This is a genomic window from Sphingobacterium sp. GVS05A (genome assembly GCF_019969845.1).
Classification (GTDB): Bacteria; Bacteroidota; Bacteroidia; order Sphingobacteriales; family Sphingobacteriaceae; genus Sphingobacterium.
Genome location: NZ_JAHXYR010000002.1, coordinates 140,182 through 152,972 on the forward strand (window position 1 = coordinate 140,182; position 12,791 = coordinate 152,972).

General features: G+C 38.2%; 13 protein-coding genes. 6 read left to right on the plus strand and 7 right to left on the minus strand.

The genetic code is table 11. The features are described 5' to 3' along the window. Positions 1-123 precede the first annotated feature (123 nt). Positions 124-570 (minus strand): nuclear transport factor 2 family protein, encoded by a 447-nt coding sequence (locus LC454_RS05385; RefSeq protein WP_223580360.1) that lies wholly within the window; start codon positions 568-570, stop codon positions 124-126. Positions 571-721: 151 nt separating this feature from the next. After that, positions 722-1,330, minus strand: a complete 609-nt coding sequence (locus LC454_RS05390; RefSeq protein WP_223580362.1) for a hypothetical protein — start codon at positions 1,328-1,330, stop codon at positions 722-724. A gap of 109 nt (positions 1,331-1,439) precedes the next feature. Here LC454_RS05390 and LC454_RS05395 point away from each other — a divergent pair, with 109 nt between their 5' ends. Continuing rightward, positions 1,440-2,342, plus strand: coding sequence for a DUF6528 family protein (locus tag LC454_RS05395; RefSeq protein WP_223580371.1), 903 nt, complete (start codon positions 1,440-1,442; stop codon positions 2,340-2,342). A gap of 127 nt (positions 2,343-2,469) precedes the next feature. Here LC454_RS05395 and LC454_RS05400 read toward each other — a convergent pair whose 3' ends face one another. After that, positions 2,470-2,916 (minus strand): nuclear transport factor 2 family protein, encoded by a 447-nt coding sequence (locus LC454_RS05400; protein ID WP_223580373.1) that lies wholly within the window; start codon positions 2,914-2,916, stop codon positions 2,470-2,472. 230 nt (positions 2,917-3,146) lie between these two features. Between LC454_RS05400 and LC454_RS05405 the strand changes: the two genes are divergently transcribed. From LC454_RS05405 to LC454_RS05425, 5 genes are all read left to right on the plus strand, one after another. Then, on the plus strand, positions 3,147-3,461 hold the full coding sequence (locus tag LC454_RS05405) for a hypothetical protein (RefSeq protein WP_223580375.1): 315 nt from the start codon (positions 3,147-3,149) through the stop codon (positions 3,459-3,461). Next, on the plus strand, positions 3,430-3,915 hold the full coding sequence (locus tag LC454_RS05410) for a hypothetical protein (RefSeq protein WP_223580377.1): 486 nt from the start codon (positions 3,430-3,432) through the stop codon (positions 3,913-3,915). Before LC454_RS05405 ends, LC454_RS05410 begins: the two co-directional genes overlap by 32 nt. A gap of 670 nt (positions 3,916-4,585) precedes the next feature. Further along, entirely contained in the window at positions 4,586-7,243 is a 2,658-nt protein-coding gene (locus LC454_RS05415) for a glycoside hydrolase family 78 protein (RefSeq protein WP_223580379.1), read from the plus strand. 103 nt (positions 7,244-7,346) lie between these two features. Then, entirely contained in the window at positions 7,347-8,264 is a 918-nt protein-coding gene (locus tag LC454_RS05420; protein WP_223580381.1) for a helix-turn-helix domain-containing protein, read from the plus strand. An 87-nt stretch (positions 8,265-8,351) separates the two neighbouring features. Continuing rightward, entirely contained in the window at positions 8,352-9,563 is a 1,212-nt protein-coding gene (locus tag LC454_RS05425; protein WP_223580383.1) for an MFS transporter, read from the plus strand. 34 nt (positions 9,564-9,597) lie between these two features. On the opposite strand, the gene LC454_RS05430 is transcribed toward LC454_RS05425, so the two are convergent. The 4 genes from LC454_RS05430 to LC454_RS05445 all read right to left on the minus strand — a co-directional run bounded on the left by LC454_RS05430 (position 9,598) and on the right by LC454_RS05445 (position 12,784). Then, positions 9,598-10,458, minus strand: coding sequence for an alpha/beta hydrolase (locus tag LC454_RS05430; RefSeq protein WP_223580385.1), 861 nt, complete (start codon positions 10,456-10,458; stop codon positions 9,598-9,600). A gap of 187 nt (positions 10,459-10,645) precedes the next feature. After that, a complete protein-coding gene (locus LC454_RS05435; protein WP_223580387.1) occupies positions 10,646-10,867 on the minus strand; it encodes a methyltransferase type 11 in 222 nt (73 codons plus the stop codon). Between the two features lie 509 nt (positions 10,868-11,376). Further along, a complete protein-coding gene (locus LC454_RS05440) occupies positions 11,377-12,039 on the minus strand; it encodes a hypothetical protein (RefSeq protein ID WP_223580389.1) in 663 nt (220 codons plus the stop codon). Positions 12,040-12,181: 142 nt separating this feature from the next. Then, on the minus strand, positions 12,182-12,784 hold the full coding sequence (locus tag LC454_RS05445) for an HD domain-containing protein (protein ID WP_223580391.1): 603 nt from the start codon (positions 12,782-12,784) through the stop codon (positions 12,182-12,184). Positions 12,785-12,791 lie beyond the last annotated feature (7 nt).

Genomic DNA, 12,791 nt, shown 5'->3' on the forward strand with positions numbered 1-12,791 from the left:
ATATAAACTTATATAAATATGTTAAGCAAGAAAATGGATATCGTATGGAGCATATAGGTCGACTAAAAAGCCACATCTCCCGATGTGGCTCTTCAACATATATATTTATTTTAAACGACCTGCTTATTTATACGAGTTAATAGATTTGGATACTTTCCAGCTGTCGCCTTCGCGAACCAAAGTAACAAGATCCGTCATTGTGAAATTTTCAAATTTCATGGTTACTTTTGCGATCATATAGTCTGCTGACTTTTCGATGATCCGGGCGCTCACATTACAATTCAACCTTTCTCCTTTTTGTTTTTTGAAAAAATTGACCACAGCATTACGGCTATTGGTTGCTGCATGTGAAGATTGAACGTTTTGGCTGAAATCCTCAGCAAACAACTGCTCTATTCCTGCTGATTCGCCCTTTGTTTTAACCGCAACATAATGGTCAAGGGCTAAGCCTGCTGTGGAAAGATTAACTGATGCTTTCTCTGTTTTTCCGACTATTTTTTCCGTTGCCATAGCGAAAGTAGATAATGCAATTAAAGCGACTGCTGCGAATGTTTTTACTAGTGTTTTCATAATGTCTTTATTCTATTGTGTTAGTTCTGTTGTTCTTATTTGTTGATTCAAAACTACAACACAATACGCCCCTCACCTACGGGCTTTAGACTAATGGACAGGAAAACTCGGTGAATGGCGGAAATGGGGAGGTAAATCGGCGACAGGAAATTTAGCTTAAGCTCACAATCTCCAGTTGAATATTTAAACGGGCTTGTTTTTCATACCTATCGAAAAACAAATCTGTTTTAAAGATCCTTTCCATATTCAGAAAACTCTGCAGAACTTGTTTTCTACCTTGGTCAAAATAAATAGAATCTCCATATTCTTTGCGGATGCCGGCGGCATATTGAGCATAAGATACACTGTCAGCCCCTAGTATTGACATATCGGCATCTATAAAGTAATTGATATCAGACGAACTATTGCCCGCATGTGTCTTTGTTGCTAAGATCATCTCGCTACATACGCTGATCAAATCAGATGGATACTGCAGTCTATTTAGATGATTTACAGCAACAAGCGCGCTCTTTTCTTCGTTACTGCCATCCATCATAAAGTAGACGATATCATGATAAATCATAGCAAGATAAGCGGTAGAATAATCTGACAATTTATTTTTACAAAGATCTAATTGATTGCTAAAATGCTGCAAATGTACCAAGGTATGATATGCCCTTCGTTGATCGGAATATGATACGATTACCTCATTCCAGCAGGATTCCAACAGGACGATATCCTCAGTATATGGTTTGAGGCACGAAAAATAAATCTCTTTCATTTGTAAGACATCAATGATCATAAGTAAAGCTAATTATTTTTGTTATCATATTCGTTTTCAAACAACTTATCTAATTAACTTTAAATACGAAATTAAAACCGAACAAGGAATGAAACCTGGTAGAATAATTGACACATTGGTACTGTGGATCATCTTAGCAATACCTTTTCTAGGCAATGGCCAACAATTGACGCAGATCCAAAAGGGGTATTGGGTTGCCTGTGGAGATGACAAAGTACTTATTATCAATCCCGCAATTGGTTCCGATAGCTCAGCCATTGTCTGGAAATGGCAATTCGGAGAAAGCGCCCATCAAATACCGAAGGAATATAGCAACTATTTCAAGTCAATAGATGAATGCAAGCCCGTGTTTTCGAATAAAAAAATCCTGATTACATCATCGACTGGTGCAACCTGCTTATTGAATATCGCCGATAAAAAAATTGAGTTTTACGCGAAGACACCCATGGCCCATTCAGCGGACATATTGCCTGGAAAACTTGTAGCTGTGGCAAACTCAACTCATCCAAAAGGTAACTCTCTGGAGCTTTATCAATTAGACCAACCGGAGAAACCAATCTACAAGGACACACTTTATTCGGGACATGGTGTAGTCTGGAACAACAGATTACAGCAATTATTTGTACTTGGCTATGACGATCTGCGAACGTATAAATTAACTGATGCTAAAAAAAGCTTAACGCTCGTCAATACAATAAAAATTCCCGGACAAGGCGGGCATGATCTCTCTCGGATAGATGACAATCGTCTATTGGTTTCGTTTACAGATGGCGTAGTTATTTTTTCTATAAAAGAACGAAAATTCGATCCATTCTCACCCTTAGCTGATGCTCATCATATAAAATCCATACACTGGAATGCAAAAACAAACCGTCTGGTATACACAAAAGCAGAAGAAAGTTGGTGGACATATAATATCTATGCGACCAACCCAAATCAGAAGGTATATATACCGACCCTGAAACTTTATAAAGTCCGTGTCTGCGATTAGAAGTAGCTGAAACACAAAAAAGCCACATCTCACGACGTGGCTACTAAACTAAACTTATAAACTTATGATTCACTAGTAGTCAGGCTATGAGCTAACTTGACTCACCACTAGTTATTGATTCTTTGTCCTATTTATATGCATTTACCGAAGTGGACACTTTCCAGCTTCCATTCTCATTGACCAAAGTCACAAGATCTGTCTTGGTGAAATCCGCAAATTGCATTGTTACCTTTGCGACCATATAATCTGACGATTCTTCGATGATCTTGGTATTTACCTTGCAGTTGAGCTTCTCCCCTTTTTGTTTTTTCAAAAATTTGATGACTTCACTACGGTTATTTGTTGCTGCATTTCCTGATTGGATTTTTTGGCAGAAATCTGCAGCAAATAATTGATCTACTCCGGCCGACTCTCCCTCAGTGATAACCGCAACATAATGACTAAGGGCGATATCTGCAGTGAATAGATTAACAATAGCTTTCTCTGAAGTTGAAGATGGTTTATCTGCGGCCATAGCGAAAGTACTTATTGCGATCAACGCTGCTGCCACGAATGTTTTTACGAATGTTTTCATAATATTCTTATTTTATTATATTAGCTTTTCATCTAAATAATTCATCCATTATTAGTGATGAAGCTTTATACTCTCGGTGGTTTATTGTACTTATTTGTTGATTCAAAATTATAGTACGATAGCTCCTCCGCCTATGGTCTTTAGGTCAACGGGTATAAAAACTCGGTGAACGAAGGAAATAGGGAGGTGAAATTTAAAACGCTTTTCAGAAATCTGAGAACAAAACATATATGACAGAGAATATTCCCTTTATACAAGTAATTAAAGTTCCCATCGTTGCAGATCTAGTACTGAGTCCCACCGTCCTATACGATGAAAATGGGACCTCTATCTGCTTTGAAACGGAGGATGAACAGTTTGGTAGAATCACCATACAAAAAATGGATGGAATCAGAATCTGCCGTGGGGAAATTCCACCTTATCACGATCCCAGAGAAAATTGGGAAGATTTTGAGGTAGGCACTTGGGTGTACCGGGTTGAAAACTCAAGATGGCTGATGGAAAGATATCAATATGAAAAAAAAACACTATGGCCAATCATATGAATGGGGCAATTCAGTGGAAGAAATGTTGACCGACTATACACATTATTACTTTTTCTTTCATGACGAATTTGTAGAGGTTATCGCTAAAGGCTTCTGGTGGGAAAAAGCTGAACAGAGCTTACTCGGAAAACCATTGTCAATGAGTCATCCATTCCTCAAATTACAGATTGATTTTACGGAAGAACTCAACATCAATGATGCTCGATTTTATATCAAGATAAATCCTAAATCACATCAAGAACTCTTAGAAGATGTACGTTTTTGCCATCAAACCATTCTAGAGGTTTGGGTAAAAATTAAGGGTGAATACTTTCAGGAGGGGACACTAAAAATTAAAGAAAATAAGGCTGTCGTTTTTTCTTATTATCAACCTAGGTTCGGAAAAGAAATTATCATAAAAAAAGGCATTGCAGATCTAGCTGACCTGGAAAATGTACTACTGTCCAAACCTTGACAGATGAAGTCGACAGCCCTGCGAGCAGATAGAGATGATCATAGCAAAAATTCCCACTGATATAAATGTTCCTCTTTTCATTTTCATAAGCTCCTTTTTATTACAGATTCATAGCACCATGATAGCTAAAGAATCGATCCTTGTACAAAATTTATTGACCAACTAGATTCTAGGATAATAGACAAGGCTAAAATATGATAAAAAATTCTATCAAATAAGTAAATCGAAGATTAAAAAAACACAATAAAGTAGCAAAGATATAGCCACAACTAAGAAAAAAATATAGTCAAAATAGGGGTTATAGCTATCTTCAAGCGTTAGATAAGCTCGCTATCATTACTATTGACCAGAATAAAAAACCAAAAACAACTGTCCTGATAAACATTCAAAATGGGCCAATAATTATTAGCCCATTTTTGCACCAGTATGTTTTAAAACAAAAGTAGAGTCCAAGGCTCAGCTCTCCGATTTCACCGACTACAATCCTTCCCTTATTTGACGTTCCATATCAAGCGGAAAATTGCATTTTCCTTTAGGATACCTATTTCTTTTCAAGTGATATACCATCATTTCCTGACCAAGCGAGCAGGATAGCCCATGATGCATCTATCAAGTTTATTACGGATAATAGCTTATCATTCCGGATTTCCGGCCAAACCGATCGTCAAATATGAAACCATTTATAAAGACTCTGCTTCAAAAATTTGTAATAGTAGGATTTCTGTGCATCCTTTCACTTATGACCTATGCTCAAAAATTAAGCGTAATCGACCTCAAGGTAGAACACCTTAAAAATCCTATGGCAATCGAGACGGCTAATCCCCGATTTAGCTGGAAAATTATTTCTCCTATAAAAAACACTTTACAATCGTCTTATGAAATCAGAGTAGGTACAAATAAAGCTTCAATAAACCTTGGAAAGGATCTCGTCTGGGAAGCTACTGTCTCCAGAGATCAATCTGTACTGATTAAATATAATGGAGCAGCACTGCTTTCAAAAAGAAAATATTTTTGGCAAGTTAGGGTAAAAGACAATCATGGCAATACCTCTGCCTGGTCTGATGTCCATTTCTTTCAGATGGGTATCGGCGCTATGGACTGGAGCGCGAAATGGATCAAGGTAGCAGAAACGGACACGTCAGCACGAAGCCCCATTTTTAGAAAAGAATTCTCCATAAATAAAAAACTAAAGTCTGCAATGGTCTATGTCACAGCAAAAGGGCTATATGAAGCTCGTATCAATGGCCAGCGCATCAGCGATACTTATTTTGCTCCGGGGTGGACCAGTTATAAAAATCATTTACAGTACCAAGTATATGATGTGACCACTGTACTAAAAAATGGTACCAACGTATTCGGTGTCAGCCTCGGAAACGGCTGGTATAAAGGACGGATAGGCTTCGGAAATCAACATAATTTTTATGGCGACACGCGTGGATTGCTTCTGCAACTCCTCGTGGAATATACGGATGGTACAACAGAAACAATCAATTCCAATGAAAGCTGGAAATATGCTTATGGACCCATCATGGCATCTGATATTTATGACGGCGAAATTTATGATGCCAGGATGGAAATAGCCGGCTGGGATAATATCGGCTTTAAAGAGGACAATAAATGGAATAACGTTGGCATCATGGAGAAAGGGCCAGAAAAACTTGTTGCGATGGCCGGTCCACCAGTTAAGAAACATGAACAGTTTAAAGCCCTTAAAGTTTTCAAAACACCAGCAGGTGAAACAGTTGTAGATTTTGGACAAAATCTAGTAGGTTGGGTCATGCTCAAAGCGAAAGGTGCAGCCGGAACCAAGATCACCTTGAGCCATGCTGAAGTGCTTACAAAAGAAGGCAATTTTTATACAACAAACCTCAGGTCCGCAAAGGCACAGGATATCTATATTTTAAAGGAAAACACAGCACAGATCTTTGAACCTCATTTTACATTTCAGGGTTTCAGGTATGTGAAGATCGAAGGCTACCCAGGTGAATTGACACCGGAAAACGTTACAGCTGTTGCCTTATACTCAGCAATGGAGACCACAGGCAAATTCGTAACCTCGAATGCATTATTGAACCAGTTACAGCACAACATTCAATGGGGACAAAAAGGAAATTTTTTGGATGTGCCAACAGATTGTCCACAACGCGATGAGCGCCTAGGATGGACTGGTGATGCGCAAGCTTTTGCCAATACAGCGGCCTATAACATGGATGTGTCGGGATTTTTCACCAAATGGCTAAAGGATGTAAAAGCGGACCAACTCCCTAATGGTGCAATCCCCCACGTAATCCCCAATGTACTGGGGGCAAATGATGGTGCTTCTGCCGGCTGGGCAGATGTAGCTACCATTATCCCATGGGATATGTATGTGGCTTATGGCGATCGACAGTTCTTGGAAAATCAATATGAGAGCATGCGAAAATGGGTAGATTATATCTCATCTACCGCCAAAAATAACCTATGGAATTCAGGTTTCCACTTTGGAGATTGGCTTTTTTATCGTCCTAATGATGATAACGATGGAAGAGCTGCTGTAACGGACAAATATTTGATTGCACAGACTTTTTATGCACATTCGACCCAACTGTTGATCAATGCAGCAAATGTATTGGGTAAACAGGAAGACGTAGCTAAATACAGTACCCTCCTAACAAGCATCAAATCCGCTTTTGTAAGGGAATACATGACCCCAACGGGTAGGTTGGTTTCAGGAACACAAACAGCCTATGTACTCGCACTACAATTTGATATGCTACCCGAACAACTCAGAGCAGCCTGCGCGGATCGTCTTGTAGCCAATATTCGGGACTATGGAAATCACCTCACAACCGGTTTCTTGGGTACACCATATTTATGTCATGTGTTGACCAGGTTTGGTCACAATGATGTCGCTTACGACCTTTTAATGCAGGAAAGCTATCCTTCTTGGCTTTATCCCGTAAAAATGGGCGCAACAACAATATGGGAACGGTGGGACGGAATTAAACCTGATGGATCTTTTCAAACCCCAGATATGAACTCCTACAACCACTATGCATATGGGGCAATTGGGGACTGGATGTACAGAACGATTGCCGGAATCAATTCGGTCGCTGACAATCCGGGTTATAAAGCTGTTGTCATTGCTCCCAAACCGAATGGAAAAATTACAAGTGCATCTGCGGAATTAGAAACCGTTTATGGCACGGTAAAATCATCATGGAAACTTGAAAATGGACTATTGAAACTTGAGGTCAGCATACCGGCAAACAGCAAAGCCAAAGTAATCTTGCCCGACTTAACCAGAGAAATTGGTTCTGGTACATACTATTTTGAAAGTAAAATTTAATACGCAATCTAGCTCAGATCTTGGTTAAGTTTATACAATGAGAAAAGAGGAGGTTATTGTAAAGAGCTAGGATTACATTTGATTTTTGTAACTTTGCATAATCATGAGCGAAACACTGGAAACTTTACAGGATTACTATAAACGATTGAGCCATCTCCATACAAATAGTGGGGATATACTAGATGTTGAACTCGGAAAATCACATTTCAATATTTCGCCACGCAAATACTGTGATTTTAAAACACCCTATAACAGACGCGATTTTTACAAAATCAGTCTCATTTTAGGAAAAGGATGGTTCAAATACGGTCAACATGAATTATATATCGATCGGCCTGCCCTGTTTTTACCCGCATTAAATATTCCCTATACATGGGTATGTGACACGAACAAACAAGAAGGATACTTTTGCCTTTTCAATCAAGAATTCTTTTCCGGAAGCCAGACATTTGAACCATTTAAAAAGACTTCCCTATTCAAAGAATGGAGTAAACCCATTATCTTTTTGGATGAAGAACAGTTGCATTTAATTACAACATTATTTGATAATATGTTCCGGTTGAATAATTCCAGTTACCCTCTTCGTTGTAGTGCGATCAAAAGTAATTTGGCAGCAATCCTTCATCTGGCCTTAGAGTGGAGAATGGAAGATGTAGAGTTGCAAGATCAATCCGGCAGCGTCCGGATGTATCGTTTGTTTGATGAATTACTTCACAAACAATTTCCATTGGATTCTCCCGCCTACCCGCTTGCATTACATACCGCAGCCGATTTTGCTGCAAGGCTCAATGTACATGTCAATCATCTCAATGCCTCTGTCAAATCGGTCACCAATCAGACAACAACGCAGATCATCAAACAAAAAATCTATGAGGAGGCCAAAAATCTATTGATCTATACAGATTGGAATGTCGCTGAGATCGGTTATACCCTTGGGTTTGATGAACCAGCTCATTTCAACAACTTTTTTAAGAAAAATGCAGAGACATCTCCGCTCAAGTTTAGACAGAAAAACAAATGATATTTGATTTTCGTAATTTTTACTTTGTCAGATAGCATCGGTATTAGCCAAAAAGTCTCTAGTTTTGTTTAACAAAAAAGAGTAAAAATGTTAAAAGAAGCATCTTCGCAACGCATCAGGTTAGTAACATTCATGGCATTTGTATCCATGCCCCTTTCAGGATTTGTAACAGATATCTATCTTCCTTCGTTTCCGGCAATGGCCAAAAGTCTACTTGTTCACGAACGCGATATTCAATTAACATTGACCAGTTACCTATTGAGCTATGGCATTTCCCAATTATTTATAGGTAATATTCTTGACAGTATAGGCCGATATCGCCCGAAGCTTCTGGCATTAACACTGGTGATACTAAGCAGCTTATTGATAACCCATACACACAGTGTGTTGCTTATTTGCTTATTAAGAGTCGTGCAAGGTATAGCCATATCTATTTTGGTGGTGGCTACACGCGCACTTTTCGTCGATCTATATGCAGGTGATCGATTAAAAAATTACCTAAGCTATTTTACCATCGTCTGGTCATGTGGCCCAATACTAGCACCTTTTTTAGGAGGTTATCTTGAAAAACTATTCGATTGGCAGGCTAATTTTTATTTCCTTGCTTTCTACGCTGGCGCCTTATTATTATTTGAAGTGTTGTACAGCGGGGAAAGTATTGCCGAAAAGAAAAAGATTAACCTAAGGGACAATCTCAACCTATATAAAATGATGTTACAAAACAAGCTTTTTATATTGGGCATCCTGGTACTGGGGTTTAGTTACTCCATTGTAATGCTATTCAATATGACTGGGCCATTTATTATTGAAAATACATTTCACTTTTCATCCGTCACAATTGGTTACTGTACGTTGATACTGGGTTTTTCATGGATGATTGGTGGGTTTGTTACGAAAAAGCGTATGCATCTTGATTTTGTTCCTCGGATCATAGCTCCTGTTCTATTCCAGGCATCACTTATTGTCGCTTTAATCGTAGTGAGTATGTTCCAGCAAAGCCTATATATCATGGTTGGCTTTGCCTTTTTTATTCATATAATTTCAGGTGTTTTATTTACGAGCTTTTTCACCAACAGCATGTTATTTTTCCCAAAACATGCAGGCACCGCAGGCGGTCTAATGGGTGGAATGGTTTACATTGTGACATCACTGTCCAACTTTATTGTGGCCATTAGTGGCAAAGTAACCACACAGAATGGATTAGCTTGGCGTTATTTTATTTTTTCCGTGTTATTGACCTTAATTATCATGTACATGTGGAAACTACGAAAACATAATAGTAGACAAACAGCTCATTAAGCTAAGGTTAGTCAGACAAAAAATGTCAGGAGAACTACTTAGAATAGGCTGTTTTTGGGTATAATCTCTTGAATGCATTATACACAGCCTGATGGATAACTGTTGAATGCAATTCTTCAGGCATATAATCAAAAATAACATCTATCTTCTTATGGTTACCTATGACTTTGTAAAACGCCTCGGCATCCTGGTACATTCTAATATCTTCTTCTCTATTAGGCACTCCCAAATATACACGCACCTTTTTTCTCAAATTAGCCTCCAATAGCTTTTCTGTATTTTTCAATAGCTCCTGCTGTCCCCACCACAGACTCGGACTGACAATAATATAATTATCAAAGAGATCAGGTTGTTTAAGTAGTATTTCGGCTGAGAAAAGCCCAGCTAGTGACTCTCCAATAATCGTCCGTTGTGTGTTTACCTTATAATTTTTACTGATATGGGGCAGTAATTCATCTTTTAGAAAACCCATGTATTTTTCGGATCCGCCATAGGTAGGAAAACTGCTTTTTTGAAAACCTTCTTTCTCTAGGAAATCAACGTTTGGAACAGCGAAAGTAAAATCACGTTTTCGGGTATTTCCCTCGATTCCGACAACAATACTATTGGGGAATCTCGCAATCCAAGGTTGTGTATCAAAACGAACAATTCCCGCAATATGAAAAAAGTCTTCTTCCATACCCCCGTCCAAGACATAGATGACAGGATAAGTTACCGTATCGTTGGCCTGATAATTATTAGGAAGAAAGATATTGATCGTCCGGTTTTCGTTTAAAATATTAGAATGCAATACTTCGGATTGACAGCTAGAAAGCACATTGCTTTTGGTTTGTGCAAAAGAGATACAGCTATAAATTATGGCTATAAAAAGAATGATATTTTTACAGTATTTCATTTCGAACATGATGTTATTTAAGAACCTCCATCATAGACATTTTCATTTCGGTATAGAAACTTTGTCTGGAGGAGAGATACTGGAATCGAAAGTAAGTCTAATAATTAATTTAAAAAAACATTTTTTATTATTCTGTACCGAGCCCCATTTCATTTATAGCTAAGTCCACTGTCGTGGACGCTCATCGTTATTCTATACGTTCACATTGGTAGCCCCAATCGAGCATCTGTTTGACAATCCCACCTATCTCAATATCCGATTGTGAAGATTCAATCCTTAAAATCCGTTCCTCATCGTCAAGATCAAAGTTAACTTTATAGGAGGAGAACAGCTGTAGAAGCGTCACAACGATTTGTTGTGCTTCTCTATATTTATTGACATTCGTTTTAAATATTTCAACTCTTTTCATAGTATCGGATCTCACTTAATTTTACAGAACTCTAGTATACTCTCATAAACGAATCATGCCTCCGCTTAGTTTTTCTTCTATGCGTTAAGCATAAAAGACCCTATCGCCCAACTCTTTAGACCTCATCTACTGCTTATCGATTGATAAGCGTTGTAAATCGGTCGGTTCCCTCTTGTCAGATGTACGTACTGAATCCGTATGATAGACTTGCAAAGCATCAGTGAAAACTTCGTTATGTTTCTTTGCCTCGATATTCGAAAACAAAGCTAAAATCATAAAAAACAACAAAATGATCAATGCGTTAAAGAAATGTACCATACCTATAGCGATTAAATTATGATGGGCCAATTTCCCAAATAAGGAGTTCTTATCCCATATATTTTCGGCAAAAAGCGGATATAGGTCGGTAAACAATCTCTTTTTTCCTTTTAATACACATCAAGCATTAAAACAAAAAAGCCACATTTGACAAAATGTGGCTCAGTTAGTATATTGATTTAAATGGCTTCTTAAGAAAACTGTTCTGTAAGTATACGTGGATTTTCAGGAACGATCGCTATCACAAAAAACTGCCTGTCATTATCTTCGATCTGCTGTTGGACATCTTTCGGCAAATTACCTAATGCAAATTGTCGTCTCCAAACCGCTACCCCATCTGTAAATGCCAACGGAAGTTTCTTCGCAAATTCTCCAGGTTTCACAAAATCTATCTTGAAAAGATCCAGAATTTCCTTATCTATCTTGTCATTGGTATTCGTTGGAATAGCAAAAATTTTTTCAGAGATTTTATTGATAAAGGAGCTGTCGTGTCTCGTCTCTCCAGTACTATAGATACAGTAGTAGATATTTTGCACATCATTTCCGTAGACTTTCTTTGCGATACATACAGGCGCCGTCTTAGTCTCTTCATAAAGTTTTTTATGTGCAGAGCGATTAATAACTGCTACCAAAATAAAGCAGACAACCACAATAACCGACATGATACTAATGACACCTATACCAATAGTTTCGACCAGTCCTTCAAAAATAGCAAATGCGAGGAAACAGAGTAATCCTATGCCTATAATCAAAGGCGCATAGACAAGCTTGTTCTTTCCAAAAGCAGAACTTTTCACATACTTATCAATAATTGTACGGTCATGCTCAAATTTACCAAGATGTGTCGTGTTCATGTACTTGTTCTTGATTTTATATAATTCATACCTGATTGCAAAATAAATGTATATAAAATACGCCTTACCATAATCTCACATTTACAATTCGCCAGCGTTGATTTAATATTCGTTTGAATAGCAGAAAAAGAATAAACGGCCGCTAGGAATTAGCTTTCTTCAAAATTCCCCTTTTCACGCCATCGTCAATTAAACTTTCGGCATATTCCCATAATACAGGTGAACCATCTCTGATCACACTCTTTTTTGCGTATACCTTATTATAGTTTACACCAGGTTCATTCCAGGTACCCCCATTGTTAGAACTATTCTGCAACAGTGGTTCCAATCGGTCCATTGCTTTGGCGAACTGCGCTTCGCGAGTCTCCCCAGCTTCAAACTCCTCCCAGATCGAAATGAGTTCTTCCGCTTGCTGCTCCGGTAACATTCCAAATATTCGTTTGGCGGCTAAACGCTCTTCCTCCGTATTACTATGTGCTTTTTCGTCATCATAGATAAAGGTATCTCCAGCATCAATTTCAACAATGTCATGTATCAATACCATTTTAATAACTTTCAATAGATCTATAGACTCGTCAGCATGCTCAGCTAAAACAATAGCCATCAGCGCCAAATGCCAGCTGTGTTCGGCATCATTCTCACAACGATCACTATTAAAAAGCTTAGTCCTTCGCTGGATGTATTTCAACTTATCAATCTCCTTGATAAAATCAATCTGTTTCAACAATTTTTCGGATGTCATCATGAATATA